Consider the following 22154-nt stretch of genomic DNA (forward strand, 5'->3'; position numbering starts at 1 on the left):
GTAAATCTCGATACTGCGGCGCTTAACGTCAAATTGCCGTCGTTTTGTGTCGATACGCGAACGCCACCCTCCCGGACACTCCTCATAGATTCACACAGGAGGTCCGACCATGAACCGCAACGTCATCCTGACCTGCGCCGTCACCGGCGCCGGCGACACCACCGCCAAGAACCCCAATGTCCCGGTGACCCCCAGGCAGATCGCCGACAGCTGCATCGAAGCCGCACGCGCTGGTGCCAGCATCGCCCATATCCATGTGCGCGATCCGCAGACCGGCGGCATCAGCCATTCCCTGGATCACTTCCGTGAAGTGATGGAACGCGTGCGCGAGTCCGACACCGATATCGTCATGAACATCACCGCCGGTGGCGGTGGCGACTGGATTCCCGACACCCAGGATCCCACCCGCGGCGGCCCGGGCACCGACATCCAGACACCAGCGCAGCGTCACGAGCCGGTCGGCGAGCTGCTGCCGGAGCTGTGCACCCTGGACTGCGGTAGCCTCAACTTCAGTGACATGGTCTACATCAACACCGCCGACTGGCTGCGCGAACATGCCCGTCTGGTACAGGCCGCCGGCGTCAAGCCCGAGCTCGAGTGCTTCGATCTCGGCCATATCTGGTTCGCCCGTCAGCTCCAGCAGGAAGGACTGATCGATGGTGACCCGCTCTACCAGCTCTGCCTGGGCATTCCCTGGGGCGCCGAGGCCGATACCGAAACCATGCTGGCCATGCGCAACAAGTTACCGGCGGGCGCCAACTGGGCCGCCTTCGGCATCGGCCGCGAGCAGATGCCGATGGTCGCCCAGGCAGCGTTGCTCGGCGGCCATGTCCGCGTCGGCCTGGAAGACAACCTGATGCTGAAGAAAGGCGTCCTGGCCACCAACGGCGAACTCGTCGACAAGGCCTCCGGTATCATCGATGGTTTGGGCGGTCGCGTCATGACCCCGGCCGAGACCCGCGCGCATCTTGCCCTGCGCGACCCGAGCACTGGCCGGATCGCCGGAGGTGACGCATGAGCCAGCAACTCACCGTGATCGGTACCGGCGTCATCGGTAACGGCTGGATCGCCCGGGCCCTGGCCAATGGCTGGGATGTCGTCGCCTTCGATCCTGCCGAGGGCGCTGAGGCAAGGACCCGCGCCTTCGTTGCCAACGCCTGGCATGCCCTCGAGAAAGACGGCCTGCCCGCAGGCGCCTCAGCGGATCGCCTGCGCTTCATGCCGAGCCTGGAAGAAGCCGTTGCCGGCGCCGACCTGATTCAGGAAAACGTCCCGGAGCGCCTGTCGCTCAAGCAGGAGATCCTGGCGGCCGTCGATGCGGCTGCCGACGCCCGGGTGGTGATCGGCTCCTCCACTTCGGGCTTCAAGCCCAGCGACCTGCAACGCGACTGCACTGCGGCCCCGGGACGGGTGATCGTCGCTCACCCCTTCAACCCGGTCTACCTGCTGCCGCTGGTGGAGCTGGTGGGGGGTAACGCTACTCAGGCCACTCACATCGAGCAGGCCCGGACGCTCTACCAGTCGCTGGACATGCGTCCACTGGTGGTACGACGCGAGATCGAAGGGCACATCGCCGATCGCCTGATGGAAGCCTTGTGGCGTGAGGCCCTGCACCTGGTCAATGATGGCGTGGCCACCACCGAGGAAATCGACGCCGCCGTGGTCTATGGCTGCGGCCTGCGCTGGTCGTTGATGGGTACCTTCCTGACTTTCCACCTGGCCGGCGGCGAACAGGGCATGCGCCACATGCTTGAGCAGTTCGGCCCGGCGCTGAAGCTGCCCTGGACAAAGCTGGAAGCACCGGAGCTCAGCGATGAACTGATCGACAGGGTCGTCGAGGGATGTGAACATCAAGCGGCAGGCCGTCCGGTGGCCGAACTCGATCGGCGGCGCGACGACTTCCTGGTGGAACTGCTGGCCCTGACCCGCAAGTACTGGCCGGAGGCCGAGGGCCTCGAAGGACGCATATGATGAAACTGCTGGATCTCCAGGTACCCCACGACTGGGTCGACTACAACGGCCACATGAACGACGCCGAATACGCCCGGGTATTCTCCCTGGGCGTGGAGGCACTGATGGACGCTATCGGCCTCGACGAGGCCGGCCGGCGTCAGCATGGCTATACGCTTTACACCCTGGAGACGCACCTTTGCTATCGTCGCGAGGCGCACGAAGGTCAGCCGCTGTGCGTTGAGGTAATGCTGCTGGAGCGGGATGCCAAGCGGTTGCATGTGTTCTTCGAGATGTACGACGCCGAGCGTACCTTGCTGGCCACCAGCGAGCAGATGCTGATGGGGATCGATGCCGAGGCCGGTCGACCGGCGCCCTTCCCGGCACCCATCGACGCCGCCATCGGGGCACTGCCGAGTGCCGAGCCCGAAGCCTGGCCGGAACAGGCAGGGCGTCGCATCGGCCTGCCACCGGCCAAGCGTTGAGCCGGGACATCACGCCCCCACCTGCCAGAACGGCCGCCCCCATGATGCAGTGTGACAGCTTTCGCCGCCGCTTCGAGCGCGGCCTCGACGCCCTTGCCGGGCTGCCGATGGAAGCGGCCCGGAAGCGCTACGATGCACTCTGCGCGAGCTTTGCGCCCGTCGACCCCACCGGCATGACGGTCCGCGACGGACACATCGCCGCTGTCGGCGTACGACGCTTCCACCCTGCCCGCATTGCCGAGGCTTCCCCCATCCTCTATGCCCACGGCGGCGGCTGGAACTTCGGTTCACCGCGCAGTCATCACGGCATCGCCGCCGACCTGGCCGAACGGCTGGGGCGCGAAGTGATTAGTGTCGACTACCGCTTGGCCCCGGAAGCCGGCTACACCGAGGCCCTCGACGACTGTCGTCGCGTCGCCGAGGCCTGCGCGCCCACTGCCCTGGTCGGCGACAGCGCCGGCGGACGACTGATCATGGATGTCTCACGGCAGTCGCACTGGCACGGCGTACTGGGCCTGATCTACCCACCAGTAGGTCGCCCGACAGCGGCCAGCCTGGGGCCGGACGCCCCGCTGCTGACGCGGGACGATATCCTGGCGCTGTGGGAGAGCATCGCCGACGAGATACCGATGCCGGATGCCACCTCGGCCCCCGGCGAGTCCATCGAAGTGCTGGCAGTGGAACATGACCCCCTCACCGTCCCCCTGGAGCGCGCCGTGGCGGACTGGCGTCGCGACGGCGCCGACATCGGCTACCGCTGTGCCCCGGACATGCTGCATGGCGCCTTGCACGCTCATGCACGCCTCGACGCCATGCAGGCCGCCTGGCAGGACTTCTGCCGCGCCCTGTCGCAACGGCTGGGGTGAACAAAACCTGACGGTTCAGGCCTTGGGAAGCGCTGAATAAATCGCCGAGCATAGTGAACCGCAAGGCGCACGGAACGCAGAAAGCGAGACATAACACTTAGTTAGGCGAGCTTTCGACCGGGCTGGCGCACCAGTACCGCGCACAAATTCGCCGGGAGCGAATTTGAACCGTCCTAAGACGGGACCGGAGGGTAGCCGCCAGGGATGGCGGCTATAGCGCCGCGATTTGCATGCGCAGGCATTTAAGCAGTGTTTCCCTTGCGCAGCTGCCGCGGCGATTGACCATACCGAGCACGAAACGCCCGCGAAAAACTCGAACTCGAGCCGAAGCCACACGCCAGCGCTACCGCCAGCACATCGAGGTCGGTCTCCTCGAGCAGGTAGCGAGCGCGCTCCAGTCGCAATCCCAGGTACCAGTCTCGCGGTGACTGCCCGAGCTCACGTTCGAAGAGCCGCTGCAACTGACGCAGCGAGACGCCGCTGAGCCGCGCCACTTCCGTCAGGCTCAATGGAAATTCGAGGTGCTGTTCCATCACATCAACCGCCTCGACGAGATGGCGACGATGCGTGCCGAGCCGACGGGCCAACGTCATGCGTTGCTGGTCATGGCGGGTTCGGATGCGTTCGTGTACCAGCTGTTCCGAGACATCGATGGCCAGCTGGTTGCCATGGCGCCGGGCGATCACGTCCAGCGCCATGTCCATGGCCGCCGCGCCCCCGGCACAGGAGAAGCGCCGACGCCCGAGCTCGAACAACTCGTCCGAGGTCGCGATGGCCGGAAAGCGCTCCTGAAAGGCCGGCAGACTCTCCCAATGGAGGGTGACCCGCTCACCCTCCAACAGGCCGGCCGCGGCGAGCACAAAGCAACCGGTGTCGAGACCGCCCAGCACGCAGCCCGACTCGTTGAGCCGATGCAACCAGCGCATCAGGGCCCGACTCAGGCAGGACTCGGGGTCGAAGCCGCTGCACACCGCCAATGAAGGGAGGTGATGGACCGCCTCGATGGACTGGTCAGCCAGCAGCGTCATGCCGTTGGAGGCCGTCACCGGATCGCCATCCTGACTGAGCAGCGTCCAGTCAAAGAGTGGCTGGCCGCTGATTCGATTGGCAATCCGCAGTGGTTCGACCGCAGAAAAGAAGGCCATCATCGAAAAACGTGGCAGCAACAGAAAACCGACGAGCTCCGGCGCGGGTCCGGTGTAATCGAGGCGCATGACAGCAAGCCAAGGATGCGAAGGGGCCGGTCATGATGACCGGCCGGCCACTGTCGGGCAAGCTTGCCTCAGTCGAACTGCGCTTCGACCGCCTCGATGGCGGGGCGCCCATCACGCGCCTCGACACCCTCGAGCCAGGCCGCCACGGTATCGTGGTTGGCCGCGATCCATTCGCTGGCCACCTCACCGGCGGGCCGCTCCTCGTGACTGTAGGCATGCACCCAGTCGTTCTGATCGGCGGTATCCACCACGTACTGGGTCATGAAACGATGGACATCGGCATCCCGGTCCTTCAGGTCGTCCGGCACCACGGTCCAGACCGTGCTCTCGATCTCCGCCACACCGGCATCATCGGCATCCTCGAGATAGACGAGATCGAAGCTGACGTTCATCCAGTGCGGCTCCCAGCCGACAAAGGTCACCCATTCGTCGTTGCGCATCTTCTGCTTGGCCTGGGCCAGCATCGCGGCCGTGGAACTCTCGCGCAGGGTCCAGTCGCCTAGATTGGCGAGATCCTTATCGATGGCCTCACCGATGGCGGTATTGATGCCGGTGCCGGCTTCGATACCCAGGATGGTTCCATCGAAACGTTCGCGGTAGTCGTCAAGGTCCGCCACCGATTCGACTCCGGCTTCCTTGACGTAACGTGGAACCACCAGGCCCGAGATGGCGCCCTGGATATTGGCGACGGCTTTTTCCACCTTGCCGTCGGCCACCAGTGGTTCGACCATCTCGGTCTGCACCGGGTACCAGCCACCCAGGTAGGCTTCCAGATCACCCTCGGCCACGCCATTGAGGATCACGCTCACCGCCAGGTCATTCTGCCGGGTCTCGTAGCCCATGGCCTCCAGCAACTGGGCGGCGATTTCGGACTTGACGGTAACCCCCGGCCAGGGCGGTACACCGAAGCGAACTTCATCGAGATCGGCCTGGGCAATGGGCGCGACCAGGGAGGTCAGCGCCAGGGTGGCGCCCAGCAGGTGGCGACGGTGGTGCGTCATCGTCATGGTAATCTCCTGTTGCTTGGGGAACCTTCACAGTCTGACGCCTTTCATCAGGGTAACTTTTCACAAGTCGACCCATAGGCGGCACAATGCGACAGAACGAATTCATTCTTGCGACCCTGGGAAGCGCTGAACAAATCGACGAGCGGAACGAAGGCTAGGCCCGTTCCCGACGGGCCATCGCATTTCCCACATCCATGTGGGTCACGCAAGGCGCACGGAGCACAGCACCGAGCGGAGCGACAAACATCCGAAGGGTGGCCCCGAAGGGGCGAGAAACCGGAGGTTTCGAGTCAACCGGAGCCTATGGGGTATAGGTGAGGATTCCGACCGGGCTGGCGCACCAGCACCGCGCACAAATTCGCCAGGAGCGAATTTGAACCGTCTTTAGACGGGCCCGCAGGGTAGCCGCCATGGATGGCGGCTATAGCGCAGCGATTTGCCCGCGCAGGCATTTGTGCAGTGTTGCCCTTGCACGGCCATTGCAAAGGAAGCGATCCGCCCTACAATCGTCACTGCTATCCGATCATCCCCGATGCACACCGGCCAGGTTCGTCGTCCATGCGCCTACACCCCCAGGTTCCCGAGCCGGAATCCATCGGCTTCTTGCTGCTGCCGCGCTTCGCCATGGTGGCGTTCTTCTCGGCCATCGAGCCGTTGCGCATTGCTAACCGCATCAGCGGTCGCACCTTGTTCCACTGGGATGTGATCAGTCGCGATGGCGGCCCTGTCACCGCCTCCAACGGCATGCCGCTTGCCGCCACCTGGTCGTTGCAGAAGGCACCCGAGACCCAGAGCCTGGCGGTCTGCGCCAGCTTCGCTCCGGAGCAAGCCCTCGACACCGAACTGCTGGAATGGTTGCGGGCTCGCGTCCGAGCCGGCTGCGTGCTGGGCGGCATGGACACGGGCTGCTTCGCACTTGCCGCTGCCGGCCTGCTCGATGACCAGACCGTGACCCTGCACTGGGAGTCCCTGCCCGCATTTCGCGAGCAATTCCCCGGGATCGAGGCGGTCGAGTCGCTCTACGAGATCTCGGCCGAGGGGTTTTCCTGCGCCGGCGGCAGCTCGGCCATCGACATGAGCCTGGATCTGATCGCCCGTCGACACGGCGACGAATTGGCCGGCCAGGTGCGTGAACAGCTCGTCCACGATCAGGGCCGCCTGCCTGCCAGCCGGCAGCGCCACATCGCCCGGCCGGCCAATGATGTCGACCCTGGGCTCCATCGAGCCGTTGCGTTGATGGAGACTCACCTGGAGGCCCCACTGGGCATCCAGGCACTGGCCGATGAGCTCGGGCTTTCCTGGCGACGGCTCGAGCGTCTCTTCGCTCGCCACCTGGGCCAGACGCCGTTGCATTTCTACCAGGAACGTCGCCTGGCTCATGCCCACCAGTTACTGATCGATACTCGTCACGGCATCATGGACATCGCCTTGGCCAGCGGCTTCGCCTCGGCCTCCAGCTTCACCCGGGCCTTCCGCAGGCACTACGGCCTGACACCCAGCCAACTGAGGAGACGCTGATTCGAGACGAGCTGTCGAATCGTGCATGGTCGATGTCGAATCATGTCGCATGGCGTTGCCCGTCGGTTGGCATTCTGAGTCGCATCATCACGCTGCCATCTCAGGAGATGCCCCATGACCGATACCGAACTGCCACGCACGCCGGACTACGACGCCTGGCCGATCGACGCCGATCTCGACACCGTCTCCTTCACCCCGCGACTGGTCACGGTGCGCTGGAGCGACGGACGGATCAGCCGCTACCACGGCATCTGGCTGCGCGAAAACGCCACCGACGACACCACCATCAACCCCGCGACCCGGGAACGCATCCTGGACCTCTCCACCCTACCCGCCTGGCCGGAGGTCGAAGGCGCCGAGATAGACGCGACCGGTGCACTGTGCGTGGATTTCGCCCCCGAGGATCGCCGCCTGCGCTTCCACCCCGGCTGGCTGCGCGCCCACGACTACGACAATGTCAGTGATCCCGAAGCCCCGTTGGTGCCGGTGACGACCTGGCAGGGCGGCCCGGAGGCCGGCCCCGACACCCTGGACGCCACTGGCCTGCTCGATACCGATGCGGGCGACGACGCCGAAGAAGCGATCCTCGCCCCGGCCCTGGAGAGCGTACTCGGCAAGGGGCTGGTACGGCTGCGCAATCTACCGACCGAACCCGGCTCGCTGGAAGCTATCGCCTGGCGTATCGGTCCGGTGCGTCCCACCAACTTCGGGCAACTGTTCGACGTCAGGGCCAAGCCGGACCCGGATTCCAACGCTTATACCTCCATCGCCCTACCGCCCCACGTGGACCTGCCGACCCGCGAGTATCACCCGGGCCTGCAGATGCTGCACTGCCTGGAAAACAGCGTGGAGGGCGGCCAGGCGGTGATGCTCGACGGCTTCGCCGTGGCCGAGGCGCTGCGCGACCGTCACCCCGAAGCCTGGACGACGCTGACTCGGGTGCGCTGGTGCTACGCCAACACAGCCAGAACCACCGACTACGTGTGGTACGAGCCGATGATCCGCCTCGACGCCCGGGGCAAGCTGCTCGAGGTGCGCATCGCCGATTTCCTGCGCGGCCCGCTGCAGACGGCCTTCGAGGACGTGGAGCCGGCCTATGAGGCACTGATGACGCTGCAGCGCCTGCTGCGCGACCCGGCCTTCGCCATCCGCTTCACCTACGCGCCCGGCGACCTGGTGATCTTCGACAACCGCCGCCTGTTGCACGCCCGCGACGCCTTCGAAGGCGCCAGCGGCCACCGCTGGCTGCAGGGCTGCTACATGGAGCGCGACGAGATCCGCTCGCGTTACCGCATGATCCAACGGGCACGGCGCCAGCGTCGTCTCACCACCGATGCCTGAGAAGCGACGAATGTTCGGCGCCCCTGCCTCCGGCATCGACTTTCGCTGAGCGTCCCGTCGGCCGCTTTCAGCCGCGTTCTGCGGTCACACTGGGCGCCTCCCCGAATCTCGCCCGGTAGGCCCGGGAAAAGTGCGCCAGGTGTGCGAATCCGGTGGCCAACGCCGCCTCGGTGACCCGACAATGGCTGGCAGCCAACAGACGCTGGGCCTGGTCGAGCCGCATGGCCAGGTAGCATTGCTTGGGCGTCTCGCCGAAATGGGCCATGAAGCGACGCGTCAACTGGCGCTGCGACTGTCCCACCAACCGGCAGATCTCGGGAATGGGCAGCGCCTGGGCCAGGTTCGCCTCCATGACCGCCAGGGCTCGCAGCACGCTGCGCGGCAAGTGCGCATAGCGCTCGTCCCGACTCGGCGAAGGCTCATCGTCACCGCGCTGGTGCACCAGTTGACGGCCCACGGCATTGGCCAGCGCCGGGCCATAGAGCCGCTCCATCCAGGCCAGCATCATGTCGATGCTCGCCGACCCACCCGATCCGGTCAGCCGGGACGCATCGAGCTCGAAGCGTGCCTGGCTGACCCTGAGCTGCGGGAACTCGCGTCGAAACGCCGGTACGCTTTCCCAATGCATCGCGACCCGATGCCCTTCCAGCACGCCCGAGCGCGCCAGGATGAAGGGTGCCGTGTCCAGCCCCCCCAGCCAGCCGCCATGGGCCGCCACTCGCCTCAGCACAGCGAGATCCTGTCCCCGGATGGTCGCCTCCGCCTCATAGGAAGACACCACCATCAGATGCGCGTCATCGTCCACGGCATCGAGCTCGCCATCGACATCGATACGCACGCCGTTGCTGGCCACCAGCCCTTCTCCATCGGCGGACAACAGCCGCCAGGCAAACAGGTCCCGGCCGAAACGGTTGGCCACGCGCAACGGCTCCAGCAGACAGAACAGGCTCAGCATCGAGAACTTTGGCACCAGCCAGACATCCAGGGTGTGCTCCGCTTCCTCGGGCGCCAGCAGCGGCGGGGAATCCGGTCTCGGATAGGGCCAGGCGTCGGTGAACTCACTCATTATGGCCAAAAATATCAAATATAGGGCGAATTTATGCAAATGGTAGCGGCGCAACGGCGTTAGGGTAAAGCCAGTCGCGCATCGGCGCCGGTGGCGACACTTCGTCACGGTCCACGCAATACCCGGAGATAGATCGTCATGACCGCAAGCGGCAAGCTGTGGCTGTCCTCGGACGGACAGCGCCTGAACCTCGACACCCAGGGCCATACCCGCGAATTCGCTGCCCTTTGGCTGCGCGAACGCGCCCCCGATTCCGCCACCCTGGATCCCCGCACCGGCCAGCGCCTGATCGAGGCCGCCGAATTACCGCTCGACCTGACCCTGGAAAGTGCCGAGCTGGCCGGCGAGCATGTGGCGCTGCGTTTCAGCGACGGCCACGCCACCGACTTTCCGCTCGAGGCACTGGTCGAGGCCAGCACCGAGATCGCTACCAGCGTGCCCGGCCGTACCCTCTGGGATGCCAGCCTGGCCGAGCCACCCAGAGCGGACTTCGCGGCCGCCCGCCAGGACGACGCCGCCCTGCTCGACATGTTAGAGAACCTGCATCGTTTCGGCTTCGTGCTAGTCTCGGGCGTGCCCACCGAGGAAGACGGAATGCAGACCCTGATCGACCGTATCGGTCCCCTGCGCCGCACCAACTGGGGCGGCATCGCCGACGTCAAGTCGGTGGCCAACGCCTATGACCTGACCATGACCCAGCGTGGGCTCGAACCGCACACCGACAACCCCTATCGCGATCCGATTCCCGGCTACATCTGGCTGCATTGCCTGACCAATGCCGCCGACGGCGGTGACAACACCCTCGTCGACGGCTACCAGGCGGCGCTGACGCTCAAGGCGCGCGACCCCGAGGCCTTCGACTGCCTGACCCGTGTCGCCCCGGGCTTTCTCTACCATGACGACACCACTCGCCTGGAAGGTGAAGGGCCGCTGATCGAGCTCGACAGCCACGGCCGCCTGGCACGCGTGCGCTTCAACAACCGCACCGAACGTGTCGATGCCCTGTCGGCCGATGAACTCGAGCGCTACTACGCCGCGCGCCGGGCCTTCTACCACCTGATCACCTCGGACGAGCTGACCGTTCACCTCAAGCTCGATCCCGGCCAGATGTTGATCATGGACAACTATCGCCTGCTGCACGGGCGACGCGCCTACCAGCTCGCCGGCGGCGTTCGCCATCTGCGCCAGGGCTACGTCGACCGCGACAGCACGACCAGCCGACGCCTCGTGCTCCGCCGACAGCTCTCCGGTCAACCATCGCAGGAGGCCAGCGCATGAACCAGGCCAGTTTCCGACGTTTCGACGAAAGCCGGCTCGACGAGTGGCACTTGATCGACGCCCGCTTCCGCGACTACCAGGCCGACGCCCCGCGCCGCGTGCTCGACCATCTGCATCGGCTGGCCGGGGACCACCACGGCTACCCGGTGGATCGCTTCGAGCACAGCCTGCAGACAGCGACCCGCGCCCTGCGTGACGGTGCCGACGAGGAAATGGTGGTGTGCGCCCTGCTGCATGACATCGGCGACGATCTCGCACCGGCCAATCATGCCGAGATCGCCGCGGGCATCCTCGAGCCGTTCATCGATCCCTTGAATGCCTGGATGATTCGCCACCACGAACTCTTTCAGGGGTATCATTACCGCCACTTCTTCGGCCAGGATCGCCACGCCCGGGAGCAGTTTCGCGACCATCCGGCCTATGCGCGCACGGTGCGCTTCTGTGACCACTGGGACCAGGCGAGCTTCGACCCCGACTACGATACCCTGCCACTCGAGCACTTCGTGCCCATGGTCGAGCGCGTCTTGGGCCGTCCGCCCTTCGGTGGCCTGCCCGATCTGATCGAGGAGAATTTGCCGCGATGACCTGCGCCCAGCGACTGATTCAACTGCTCGAGGCCTACGGCGTCGATACCGCCTTCGGCATCCCCGGCGTGCACACCATCGAACTGTACCGTGCCCTTGGCGAAAGCCGACTGCACCACGTCACGCCGCGTCACGAACAGGGCGCCGGTTTCATGGCCGACGGCCATGCCCGGGCGAGCGGCCTGCCCGCTGCCTGCTTCATCATCACCGGTCCCGGCATGACCAATATCGCCACCGCCATGGGGCAGGCCCTGGCCGACTCGGTGCCGATGCTGGTGATCTCCAGCGTCAATCAGCGCGCCAGCCTGGGGCGTGGTCAGGGGCGCCTGCACGAGATGCCCCACCAGCGCGAGACGCTGGCCGGCGTCAGTTTGTTCAGCCACACCCTGCACGACCCCGAGGCGCTCCCGGAGGTCATGGCCCGTGCCTTCTCGATATTCCACAGTGCCCGCCCCGGCCCCGTGCATATCGAGATCCCCCTGGACGTGATGGGCGCCCCGGTATCCGACGAGCCCATTACGCCGACCCGTGCCTACCCGCCGGCACCGGCTCCCGAGGCGCTGGCACGAGCCGCCGAGTGGCTCGGTGCGGCTTCGCGTCCCCTGGTCCTGCTCGGCGGCGGCACCGCCGACGCGGCGGACGCGGCCCGCGCCCTGGTCGAACGACTCGATGCTCCGACCTTTACCTCCATCAACGCCAAGGGCGTGCTCGGGCTCGACCATCCGCTGGACCTGGGCGCCACTGCCAGCCTTCCCGCGGCCCGTCGGCTGGCCCGCGAAGCCGACGTGGTACTGGCCATCGGCACCGAGCTCGGCGAGACCGACTACGACCTGGTGTTCGATGGCGGCTTCGTACTCGACGGCCGCCTCATTCGCATCGATATCGACCCCCAGCAGCTCGGCCGCAACCAGGCCGCCGATCTGGCCTTGCTCGCCGAAGCCGGCCAGGCCATGGCGGCCCTCGTCGAACGACTGCCCGAGTCGACGCAACGCGACGGTATCAGGCGCGCCGAGGCCGTGCGCCGAGCCCTGGCCCTCGCTGAGGATGCCGAGGTGGCCCCCTACGCACCGCTCTTCGCCACCCTGCGCGAGGTACTGCCGGACGCCATCCTGGTTGGCGATTCCACCGGCCCGGTCTACGCCGGCAACTTCCTGGCCTCGCTGCCGGCACCGCGCCGCTGGTTCAACGCCGCCACCGGCTTCGGCACCCTCGGCTACGGCCTGCCCGCCGCCCTGGGCGCCGCCTTGGCCCGGCCGGAACAACCGGTGGTCGCCCTGGTCGGCGACGGCGGCCTGCAGTTCGTGCTCGGCGAGCTGGGCACCGCCCGCGACCTCGGCCGCCCCGTGGCAATCATGATCTGGAATAACGACGGCTACGACGAGATCCGCCGCTTCATGTCGATGAACGAGATACCGCACCTGGGCGTCGATCTGGCCACCCCCGACTTCCAGGCCCTGGCGCAGGCCTTCGCCTGTCGCCACCTCGGCGTGACCGACCCGGCGAGCCTGCACGACGCCCTCGGCCGCCTCGACGAAGCGAGTTCCCCATTGATCATCGAGGTCGATGCCACCGCCTGGACCGCCTCGCTCTGACGGCTCGTCACCTCGACCGAATCACTCTGAGGAGGAGATGACTGTCTCATCCTCCCTGCAAAGGGAAGCATTGATTTATGAACACGCATACCACGACCCTGACCATGACCCTGATCGCCGGCCTGACCCTGGCCGACCCCGCCACGGCCGCCGATCGCGATGACCAGTTGCACCTGGTCGTGCCGCCCTGGCCCGGCGTGACCGTCAAGAGCGAGATCTTCGCCCAGCTCATCGAGCCACTGGGCTATACCACCAGCAAGCAACAGCTCAGCTCGACGGTCGGCTACAACACCCTGCAGACCGGCGACAGCGATGCCTTCCTCGCCGGCTGGATACCGGCACAGCAGGAGAGCTACGACGCCGCCATGAAGGCCGACGCCATCGTCGACCTGGGCAACAACGTCAACGGTGCCCGCATGGGCTTCGCGGTCCCGGACTACGTCTACGAGGCGGGCATCACCAGCGCCGAACAACTGGCCGACCCCGAGGTGGCCAAGCGCTTCGACAAGACCGTCTACAGCATCGAGAGCGGCTCCACCGTCACCGACATGCTGAACCAGGCCATCGAGGCCGACACTTACGGGTTGGGTGACTGGGAAGGCATGTCCTCGTCCACGCCCGGCATGCTCAGCGAGGTCGAGGCCGCGGTCGACGAGGACCGCTGGATCGTCTTCTACGGCTGGACGCCCCACTGGATGGTGCCGGAATACGACACGCGCATCCTCGACGACCCCGAGGGCGTCTATGGGGCCGACAACGGACGCAGCGACGTCAAGACCATCGTCGCCACGTCCTACGCCAAGGCCAACCCCAACCTGACCCGGCTGCTCGACCAGTTCGTGATCAGCGCCGACGAGCAGAGCGAATTCATCCGCGACTACAGCCTCAAGGAGCGCGAGCTGGAAGCCGTGGCCCACGACTGGCTGGCGTCCCACCCCGAGCGAGTCGCCGAATTCCTCGAGGGCGTCGAGACCCGCGACGGCGGCAATGCGCTCGATGCCGTGGAGGCCAGCCTGTGACGACACCTCGTGACGAGGCAGCCATGCAGCGCCGCGACCTGGCCGCCGCCTACCGGCTGGTCGCACTGGACGGCATGGATGACGGCATCTCGACGCATATCTCGGCACGCCTGTCCGGCGGGCGCTTCCTGCTCAACGCTTTCGGCCTGCGCTTCGACGAGGTACGTGCCGACAACCTGGTCACCGTCGACGCCGAAGGCGAGATCCTCGACGACCCGACCGGGCTCGGCATCAATCCCGCCGGTTTCACCATCCACAGTGCCATCCATGCGGCGCGTCCCGAGGTCGCCTGTGTGCTGCACACCCACACGGTCGCCGGCGTCGCCGTTTCCTGCCTCGAGGAAGGCCTGCTGCCGCTGAACCAGTGGGCGATGCAGTTTCATGACCGGCTCGGTTATCACGACTATGAGGGCATCGCCCTGGACCTCGACGAACGTCGACGGCTGACCGCCCATCTCGGTCGCCACATGGCGATGCTGCTGCGCCAGCACGGCCTGCTGACCTGCGGACGCAGCGTGGGCGAAGCCTTCCTGCGCATGCGCGACCTGGAACGCAGTTGCCAGACCCAGTTGGCCGCCCAGGCCACCGGACGCCCCTTGCGTCAGGCCAGCCCGGCACTGTGCGAGCACGTCGCCCGCCAGTACGAAGCCTGGGCCGCCAGCCCGCAGGGCACCGACCTCGCCTGGCAGGCCGAACGCCGCCGTCTGCCAGCCGATGACACTTCCCCTCAGGCCATCTAGCGAGACTTTCATGCGTTATTCCCGACTGACCGACCGTATCGCCGGCGAGGGCGCCGCGGCCTGGGACATCCATAACCGGGCCCTGGCCCGCCAGGCCGCTGGCGAGGACATCACCGTGCTGTCGGTGGGCGACCCGGACTTCGACACGCCGGCGGCGATCGTCGAGAGCGCCGTGAACAGCCTGCGTGACGGCGCCACCCATTATCCCGACGTTCAGGGCAAGCGCGGCCTGCGCGATGCCATCACCGAGCGCTACCGCCGGCACGGCGTCGCGGCCGACCCCGAGCGCATCATCGTGATGGCCGGGGCCCAGTGCGGGCTCTACGCCGTGGCCCAGTGCCTGCTCGACCCAGGTGACGAGGTCGTCGTGCCCGAGCCCTGCTATGTCACCTACGAGGCGGTGTTGCGCTCCACCGATGCCGCCATGGTACGCATCCCGCTACGCGGCGATGCCGGCTTCCGCCTCGACCCAGCCGATATCGAGGCGGCGATCACCCCGCGCACCCGGGCGATCATGCTCAACAGCCCGCACAACCCCACCGGGCAACTCATCGACGCCGACACCTGGCACGCCATCGCCGAGCTCTGCCGACGCCATGATCTGTGGCTGATCTCCGACGAGGTCTACGCCAACCTGGTCTTCGAGGGCGAGCACCAGTGCGCTGCCGCCCTACCCGGCCTGGAGGATCGCAGCGTGGTGATCGACAGTCTCTCCAAGTCCCACGCCATGACCGGCTGGCGACTGGGCTGGGTGCTCGGTCCCCGGGAGCTGATCGAGCACCTCGGCAACCTGGCGCTGTGCATGCTCTACGGCTGCCCGGACTTCATCCAGGACGCCGCCCGGGACGCCCTGACCCGACAGGCCCCGGAACTCGAGGCCATGCACCAGGGCTATCGAGCCCGACGCGATGCCGTCTGCGCGGCCCTGGCGGACTGTCCGGCCGTGAAGGTCATCCCACCGGCGGCGGGCATGTTCCTGATGGTCGATATCCGCGCCACCGGTCTCTCGTCCCAGGCCTTCGCCGACCGACTACTCGATGAACACAGCGTGTCGGTGCTTTCCGGCGAGGCCTTCGGTCCCTCCGCCGCCGGTTTCATCCGGCTGAGCCTGACCGTCGACGAAGCCCGATTGACCGATGCCTGCCAACGCCTGGCCCGCTGTGCCGAGACGGCACGCGACGACGCCGGCCTCCTTTCCACCGTCCAATGAGTCGCCTATGACATCATCGCTCGACGACCACACTCCGCAAGCCACCGCCGCCCCGGCGGTGCAAGCGCACCACCTCGTCAAACGCTATGGCGACCTCGAGGTGCTGCGCGATGTCTCCCTCGAGGTCCCCGAGGGCAGCGTTACCTCCATCATCGGCGCCAGCGGATCCGGCAAGAGTACTCTGCTGCGCTGCCTCAATCTGCTGGAACGCCCCGACCAGGGCGACCTGGCGATTGCGGATGAGACGATCCAGTTCGACCGCAATCCCCAGGGCGACGTCGTCGGCCTTAACCGACGCCAGCTGCAGCGGCTGCGCGCCAAGGTCAGCATGGTCTTCCAGCAGTTCAATCTGTGGCCGCACTTCAGCGTGCTCGGCAACGTCACCGAGGCCCCGATGCGGGTACAGGGGCTCTCCCGCCGACGCGCCACCGAAGTGGCCGAGCACTACCTGGCGCGTGTCGGCATGGCCGACAAGCGCGATGCCTACCCGGCGTTCCTGTCCGGCGGCCAGCAGCAGCGCGTGGCCATTGCTCGCGCGCTCGCCATGGAACCACGCCTGCTGCTGTTCGACGAGCCGACATCGGCGCTGGACCCGGAACGCGTCAATGAGGTCCTCGGCGTGATCCGCGACCTGGCCGGCGAAGGCCGCACCATGGTGCTGGTCACCCACGAGATGGCCTTCGCCCGGGAGGTCTCCGACCAGGTCGTGTTTCTCGATCGCGGCGTCATCGGCGTCGCCGGCCCCCCTGGCGAGGTCTTCGACGACCCGCGCTGTCGGCGCTTCGCGGCTCCCGCCGCCTGATCGTCCACAGCCCCCATTTTCGAACAACGAGTCAGGAGAACACCATGCAACGCACCCTCATCCCCGCCATCGCGCTGTCCATCGCCAGTCTCGGCGGTACCGCCCAGGCCGCCGAGCCCCTGCAGATCGGCATTTCCGCCGAGCCCTACCCCCCTTTCACCTACACCTCGTCCGAAGGCGAGTGGACCGGCTTCGAAGTGGAACTGGGCATGGCCATCTGCGAGGCCATGGAAGCCGAATGCGAGATCAAGCCCACCGGCTGGAGCGGTATCATCCCCTCGCTCAAGGCCGGGCGCATCGACATGATCATGAACTCCATGTCGATCACCAAGGCCCGCCAGAAGGTCATCGACTTCACCGATCCCTACTACTTCACCCCTGGTGCCTACGTGGCCGCCGATGACCAGGAACTGAGCCTTCCCGAAGGGCTGGATGGCCTGATACTAGGCGTGCAGAGCGCCACCACCAACGCCACCTATGCCCGCCGCGCCCTGCGTGACACCGGCGTCGATATCCGCCTCTACGACCAGGCAGAGCAGGTCAACCGCGACCTGCTCTCCGGCCGCCTGGACGTGATCCTGGCCGACAAGATCGCCATGAACGAGCTGGTCGAGCGCGACGAGGCCGAAGGCTTCGAGATCAAGAGCACCGCACCCCACCACGAAGCCTATGGCGAGGGCGTCGGCATTGGCATCCGAAAGGCTGACGACGACCTGGAGGCCAACCTCAACGCGGCCATCGAAAAGGTCCAGCAGGATGGCACTTGCACCCGACTCTCCGAGTCGTACTTCGGCACCGACGTCTGCACCGACTGAGTACCATCGACTGCCATCGTGATTCGAACCGCCGGGCGATGACGCTGTCCGGCGGCTTCGCCATGTCCATGCAAGGATGTAAACGCAAGTGTGACACGGTACGCGCCGGTCGATCCCCGAAGAGACCGTACGACGTTATCCCGTCCCGGCGCACACTCCGTGTCTTCCAAGGTGCTTTTCGACCATGAACAACCTCTCGCAAGAAGGCCTGGCCGACTGGTCCGGTCCCATCTTCCAGGGCGCGCTGACGACCCTCGAGATTGCCGTGCTGGCCTATGCCATCGGCCTGCTGCTCGGCCTGACCGGCGCCAGCGCGCGTCTCAGCCCCTGGGCACCGATACGCGGCCTGGGTATCCTGTACTCCACGACAGTGCGAGCCGTGCCCGAGCTGCTGCTGATCATCCTGCTGTACTATGCCGGCTCCCAGGCGCTCACCATTCTGGTCAACGCCATGGGCTTTTCCGGGCAGGTGGCCATCAACGGCTTCGTCACCGCCGTTGGCGTGCTGGCCTTCGTTCAGGGCGCCTACATGACCGAAGTGCTTCGTGGCGCCATCCTGGCCATTCCCCGAGGCCAGCTCGAGGCTGCCGATGCCTTCGGCTTCTCGGCCTGGGCGCGCTTCCGGCGCATCGTCGTGCCCGCCATGCTGCCCAATGCCCTGCCGGGCATGTCGAATCTCTGGCTGATCCTGATCAAGGACACCGCCCTGATCAGCGTCATCGGCTACAGCGAACTGTTTTTCACCATCCAGCAGGCCGCCGCCAGCACTCGTGCCCATTTTCTGTTCTATGCCGCCGCCGGCGTCATCTACCTCGCGATGACGCTGTCGTCCACGGCACTGTTCGCGCGCCTGGAACGTTACCTGCGTCGCGGCCAGCCGACCACTGAGGAGGCCTGACATGGACTTTTCCTGGCTTGGCGACCCCTTCTATCAGGACTACCTGATCGAGGGCTTTGTCAATACCCTGTGGCTGGTCGCCGTGTCGGCGGTCGGCGGCCTCGCCCTGGCCGTGCTCGTGGCCATCACGCGGCTCAAGGCACCCCGCCCCTTGGCATTGGCCGTTCAGGGCTTCACCACGGTGATGCGCGGAACGCCGCTGCTGGTGCAGCTGTTCTTCTTCTACTACGGCGTGGGGCGCCTGCTCGAGGGTATCCCCGGCATCCAGGACAGCCTCATCTGGCCATTGCTGCGCGATCCCTTCTTCTACGGTGCACTCACCTTCATCCTGAGTGTCGGCGCCTATTCCGGCGAGGTCATTCGCGGCGCCCTGTTGAGCGTGCCACCGGGCGAACGCGAGGCCGGCCGCGCCTTTGGCCTGACGCCCCTGCAGGTCTTTTTCCGCCTCTGGCTGCCCCGTGCCATCCAGCAATGCCTGCCGACCCTGACCGGCGAAATGATTCTGCTGCTCAAGTCCGTTCCGCTGGTCTCGACCATCGCCATGATGGATCTGCTGCAGGCTGCCAATATCATTCGCGACGAGACCTTCCTGGTCTATGAACCCCTGATGCTGATCGGTGGCATCTATCTGGCCATGACACTGGTGCTCACCCTGGTACTGCGCCAGGTGGAACGTCATTTCCCCGGCATGAAGCCCGAACGCGGCCGGGGATGGCTGCCGCGCCGCTCCCTGCACACCCATGGAGAAGCCCCATGAGCACACTGACACGACATTTCATCGACAACGCTTGGGTGGACAGTCGTGCCACGCGATGCCTGGACGTCCTCGACCCTTATCGACAGACTCGCATCGCCACCGTGACCGCCGGCGACCCTGCCGACGTGAACGATGCCGTGGCCGCCGCTCGCAGTGCGCTGGCCGGTTGGCGAGACCTGACGGGCGAACGTCGCGGTCGTTTCATCGACGCTATCGCCGACGCCCTCGAGGCCCGTCGTGTCTCGCTCGTCGCGCTTTCCAGCCGCAACAACGGCAAGCCGCTGACCGAAGCCGACCAGGACCTGGCCGACGCCATCGACTGCTACCGCTACTATGCGGGAGAAGCCCGGGTACTGGATGCACGCCAGGGCGAGGCAGTCGCCACCGGCGAGGCAGACATGGTATCGCGACGCTACCAGGACCCGGTCGGCGTGGCCGGCTTGATCACCCCCTGGAACTTTCCGCTGGTCAGCAGTGCCTGGAAGATCGCCCCGGCGCTCGCCGCCGGCTGCACGGTGGTCTTCAAGCCCTCCGAGGTCACGCCGCTGCCCGAACAGGCACTGGCCGAGATCGCCCTCGAGACCGAGTTGCCTCCCGGCGTCTTTAACCTGGTGCACGGCGACGGCCGAGGCGTGGGCGAGGCGTTGACCGCTCACCCCGGGGTCGACAAGCTGTCATTCACCGGCAGCAACCCCGTAGGCGAGGCCGTGATGGCCGCCGCCGCCCGGGGAACACGCAACGTTTCCCTGGAACTCGGCGGCAATTCGCCGATCCTGGTCACCGAAGATGCCGACCCGGACCTGGCCGCCGAACTGGTCCTGGCAGGCTTCGCCTACAACGCCGGCCAGATGTGCTCGGCGACCTCGCGTCTGCTGGTCCACGAGTCACTGGCCGATACCCTCCATGAGCGCCTCGACGCGGCCATCGCCGACCTCGTCCCGGGCGATCCGCTGGACAACGCCACCACCCTGGGCCCGCTGATCAACACCGCCCAGTACGAACGGGTCCTCGGCTATCTGGCCGCCGCCGAGCATGAAGGACTCGATGCCGGTAGCGCCCCGGTCTCGGCCCTGCCCGATCACGGCTACTTCATTGCCCCCCGGGTCTTTCGCGATGTGCCCACCACGAGCCGGCTGTGGCGCGAGGAAATCTTCGGTCCCATCCTGTGCTCGCGTCGCGTGGCCAGTGATGACGAGGCGATCACCCTGGCCAACGACAGCGCCTTCGGCCTGGCCGCCACCGTTGTCGCCGGCGAAAAGGACCGCGCTGCCGATATCGCCGCACGGCTCCAGGCGGGCAATGTCTGGTGCAACACTCACCAGGTGGCCCCGCCAGGACTCGGCTGGGGCGGCATGAAGGGCAGCGGCATCGGCCGCGAACTCGGTCGCGCGGGCCTCGACGCCTATCTGGAGACGCGGTACGTCACTCTGGAGAACGACATCTAGCCGCAAGCTAACTGCCACGCGCACGACTGCCAAAACCTAGTGACTTCTTCATCATTACGATGCCCATTTAGATAGAGCACCGGGGCTTTCATTCAGTCCAGCAACAAGATATGGCGACAACTGCCTCAAGCACTGATCGTGCACAACTCAACAGACGCATAATGAAGCGCAGATGACCGAAAATATCGTGTCGGTGCTCGGAGCACCCGGGTCATAGAAAAGGATCGGAACTGCCATCCTGGCCACCAGGAGCAGTCCCTTGAGTGCCGAAGAGAGGAAACTGCCCCACGCCGCTGAATTCGGCATGGGGCACTACGACTAGTACTCGCCCAGCTTTGCCTCGAGCTTGAACATGCTGGCCGAGAGTTCGCCCGGTGTCATGGCCGGTGTCTCCGGCGCCACGGCGGAGGGCCAGGCCTTGAGGGTATCCTCATAGGCAGCGAGCAGGGTGCCGTAAGTCTCATTGTCGTACAGCCCCTTGTACTGCTCGAGAACCGACTTGGCTACCTGAACGAAGCCACGGCTGTCCTGATACTCGACGACGTTGACGAATTCGCCATCCTCGATGGCTGCCTGATATTCATTCATGGCCTTCTTCAGAAGGGCCAGCTGAACGCGGCTCTGGAAGACCACATCGTCGCGGATTTCGCTATCCACGTCCTGCATGGCCGCCTTGATGGCCTCCTGGGCCGCCTGGTAGGCGTCAGTATGCTGGTCCCAGTCACCACCCTCACGTGTGCTGTCCACCAGGTCTTGCAGGGTGTCATCCAGGCTATCGATACCCCGCGTTTCCAGTACGGAGGACAGCGGCTCATAATGTTCATTCAGCGGGTGGCCAAAGTGCGGCTGGGCTGCCATCTGCTCATCGGCTTGGTAAAGGTCGCGCGCCACGGCAAGATGACCCTGCATCATGGCCAGGCTGGCCGTGAAGACACCCGGATTGCTGGCGTTGACGGTATGGCCGGCTTCGCCGCCTTCGCCGCCTTCACCGCCTTCACCGCCTTCACCGCCTTCACCGCCTTCACCACCTTCACCACCTTCTCCGCCTTCACCGCCGGAGCTGGCATTCAAGTAGGCAAAGGCCGCATAGGGGTCAGTGGCGCTGGCTGAACCACCTTCGCCGCCTTCGCCGCCTTCACCGCCTTCACCGCCTTCACCGCCTTCGGCTTGATGACCGGCTTCACCGCCTTCGCCACCTTCTCCACCTTCTCCACCTTCGGCTTGATGGCCGGCTTCACCGCCTTCACCACCTTCTCCGCCTTCGGATTGATGGCCGGCTTCACCGCCTTCGCCACCTTCTCCGCCTTCTTCGTGCACGGCTTCCTGGCTTTGCGCTGACTCGCTCGATGAATCAACGTCCTGGCTTTCTGCCCAGACCGAGGTACTGGCGCCCAGTAGTACCGAGGCGCCAACGCCCATCCAGAGTCGCGTTCGGGTGCTGTGTGTCATGCAACCTCCCTTGTATCGTCAACAAGACTATCCAATCCGCCACGCCTGGCGGGTGGCGAGCAACTCAATTGCTGGTATAGTCTGCCGTGACCTCTGACATCAACGCAAATCATTCACA

21 protein-coding genes are annotated in these 22154 nt (G+C 65.8%); 17 read left to right on the forward strand and 4 right to left on the reverse strand.

The window, feature by feature from the left end:
- The first annotated feature begins 109 nt into the window (after positions 1-109).
- The 4 genes from HHA01_RS10850 to HHA01_RS10865 are packed head-to-tail and all read left to right on the forward strand — an operon-like array spanning position 110 to position 3301.
- Positions 110-1018, forward strand: coding sequence for a beta-keto acid cleavage family enzyme (locus tag HHA01_RS10850; RefSeq protein ID WP_141320587.1), 909 nt, complete (start codon positions 110-112; stop codon positions 1016-1018).
- Positions 1015-1971: an L-carnitine dehydrogenase gene (locus HHA01_RS10855; RefSeq protein ID WP_141320589.1), complete on the forward strand. Its 957-nt coding sequence runs from the start codon at positions 1015-1017 to the stop codon at positions 1969-1971. Before HHA01_RS10850 ends, HHA01_RS10855 begins: the two co-directional genes overlap by 4 nt.
- Positions 1971-2435: a thioesterase family protein gene (locus HHA01_RS10860; RefSeq protein WP_141320591.1), complete on the forward strand. Its 465-nt coding sequence runs from the start codon at positions 1971-1973 to the stop codon at positions 2433-2435. The genes HHA01_RS10855 and HHA01_RS10860 overlap by 1 nt, the downstream gene beginning before the upstream one ends.
- Before the next feature lie 41 nt (positions 2436-2476).
- Complete coding sequence (locus HHA01_RS10865; protein WP_246053883.1) at positions 2477-3301, forward strand: alpha/beta hydrolase fold domain-containing protein; 825 nt, start codon at positions 2477-2479, stop codon at positions 3299-3301.
- Positions 3302-3543: 242 nt separating this feature from the next.
- Here the strand turns inward: HHA01_RS10865 and HHA01_RS10870 are convergent, their stop codons facing one another.
- The gene (locus tag HHA01_RS10870; RefSeq protein WP_141320593.1) at positions 3544-4515 is read right to left on the reverse strand and encodes a GlxA family transcriptional regulator; all 972 of its coding nucleotides are present in this window, start codon (positions 4513-4515) and stop codon (positions 3544-3546) included.
- Positions 4516-4583: 68 nt separating this feature from the next.
- The gene (locus HHA01_RS10875; protein ID WP_141320595.1) at positions 4584-5522 is read right to left on the reverse strand and encodes an ABC transporter substrate-binding protein; all 939 of its coding nucleotides are present in this window, start codon (positions 5520-5522) and stop codon (positions 4584-4586) included.
- Positions 5523-6080: 558 nt separating this feature from the next.
- Between HHA01_RS10875 and HHA01_RS10880 the strand changes: the two genes are divergently transcribed.
- Together HHA01_RS10880 and HHA01_RS10885 are read left to right on the forward strand one after the other, a co-directional pair.
- Entirely contained in the window at positions 6081-7040 is a 960-nt protein-coding gene (locus HHA01_RS10880) for a GlxA family transcriptional regulator (protein ID WP_141320597.1), read from the forward strand.
- Between the two features lie 114 nt (positions 7041-7154).
- Positions 7155-8381 carry a TauD/TfdA family dioxygenase gene (locus tag HHA01_RS10885; protein ID WP_141320599.1) on the forward strand — a complete coding sequence of 409 codons (1227 nt, stop codon included), beginning with the start codon at positions 7155-7157 and terminating at the stop codon, positions 8379-8381.
- Positions 8382-8448: 67 nt separating this feature from the next.
- On the opposite strand, the gene HHA01_RS10890 is transcribed toward HHA01_RS10885, so the two are convergent.
- Entirely contained in the window at positions 8449-9447 is a 999-nt protein-coding gene (locus HHA01_RS10890) for a GlxA family transcriptional regulator (protein ID WP_141320601.1), read from the reverse strand.
- Positions 9448-9585: 138 nt separating this feature from the next.
- On the opposite strand from HHA01_RS10890, the gene tmpA reads away from it, so the two are divergent.
- The 11 genes from tmpA (at position 9586) to HHA01_RS10945 (ending at position 20587) form a co-directional block, all read left to right on the forward strand.
- On the forward strand, positions 9586-10725 hold the full coding sequence (gene tmpA, locus HHA01_RS10895) for a 2-trimethylaminoethylphosphonate dioxygenase (RefSeq protein ID WP_141320603.1): 1140 nt from the start codon (positions 9586-9588) through the stop codon (positions 10723-10725).
- Positions 10722-11309 carry an HD domain-containing protein gene (locus HHA01_RS10900; RefSeq protein ID WP_141320605.1) on the forward strand — a complete coding sequence of 196 codons (588 nt, stop codon included), beginning with the start codon at positions 10722-10724 and terminating at the stop codon, positions 11307-11309. Before tmpA ends, HHA01_RS10900 begins: the two co-directional genes overlap by 4 nt.
- Positions 11306-12901 (forward strand): 5-guanidino-2-oxopentanoate decarboxylase, encoded by a 1596-nt coding sequence (locus HHA01_RS10905; protein WP_141320607.1) that lies wholly within the window; start codon positions 11306-11308, stop codon positions 12899-12901. The genes HHA01_RS10900 and HHA01_RS10905 overlap by 4 nt, the downstream gene beginning before the upstream one ends.
- A 77-nt stretch (positions 12902-12978) precedes the next feature.
- Positions 12979-13920, forward strand: coding sequence for a glycine betaine ABC transporter substrate-binding protein (locus HHA01_RS10910; protein ID WP_141320609.1), 942 nt, complete (start codon positions 12979-12981; stop codon positions 13918-13920).
- Positions 13921-13943: 23 nt separating this feature from the next.
- Positions 13944-14660 (forward strand): class II aldolase/adducin family protein, encoded by a 717-nt coding sequence (locus HHA01_RS10915; protein WP_174787733.1) that lies wholly within the window; start codon positions 13944-13946, stop codon positions 14658-14660.
- Between the two features lie 10 nt (positions 14661-14670).
- The gene (locus HHA01_RS10920) at positions 14671-15870 is read left to right on the forward strand and encodes a pyridoxal phosphate-dependent aminotransferase (RefSeq protein WP_141320613.1); all 1200 of its coding nucleotides are present in this window, start codon (positions 14671-14673) and stop codon (positions 15868-15870) included.
- 7 nt (positions 15871-15877) lie between these two features.
- Positions 15878-16672 (forward strand): ATP-binding cassette domain-containing protein, encoded by a 795-nt coding sequence (locus HHA01_RS10925; RefSeq protein ID WP_141320615.1) that lies wholly within the window; start codon positions 15878-15880, stop codon positions 16670-16672.
- Positions 16673-16716: 44 nt separating this feature from the next.
- On the forward strand, positions 16717-17487 hold the full coding sequence (locus tag HHA01_RS10930; protein ID WP_141320617.1) for a transporter substrate-binding domain-containing protein: 771 nt from the start codon (positions 16717-16719) through the stop codon (positions 17485-17487).
- A 184-nt stretch (positions 17488-17671) separates the two neighbouring features.
- Positions 17672-18385, forward strand: a complete 714-nt coding sequence (locus HHA01_RS10935) for an ABC transporter permease (RefSeq protein ID WP_141320619.1) — start codon at positions 17672-17674, stop codon at positions 18383-18385.
- Between the two features lies 1 nt (position 18386).
- On the forward strand, positions 18387-19142 hold the full coding sequence (locus tag HHA01_RS10940; protein WP_141320621.1) for an ABC transporter permease: 756 nt from the start codon (positions 18387-18389) through the stop codon (positions 19140-19142).
- Complete coding sequence (locus HHA01_RS10945) at positions 19139-20587, forward strand: aldehyde dehydrogenase family protein (RefSeq protein WP_141320623.1); 1449 nt, start codon at positions 19139-19141, stop codon at positions 20585-20587. The genes HHA01_RS10940 and HHA01_RS10945 overlap by 4 nt, the downstream gene beginning before the upstream one ends.
- A 318-nt stretch (positions 20588-20905) precedes the next feature.
- Here HHA01_RS10945 and HHA01_RS15010 read toward each other — a convergent pair whose 3' ends face one another.
- Complete coding sequence (locus HHA01_RS15010; RefSeq protein WP_141320625.1) at positions 20906-22036, reverse strand: 4-helix bundle domain-containing protein; 1131 nt, start codon at positions 22034-22036, stop codon at positions 20906-20908.
- Positions 22037-22154: the final 118 nt, after the last annotated feature.

It is taken from the genome of Halomonas halmophila (genome assembly GCF_006540005.1).
Lineage (GTDB): Bacteria > Pseudomonadota > Gammaproteobacteria > Pseudomonadales > Halomonadaceae > Halomonas > Halomonas halmophila.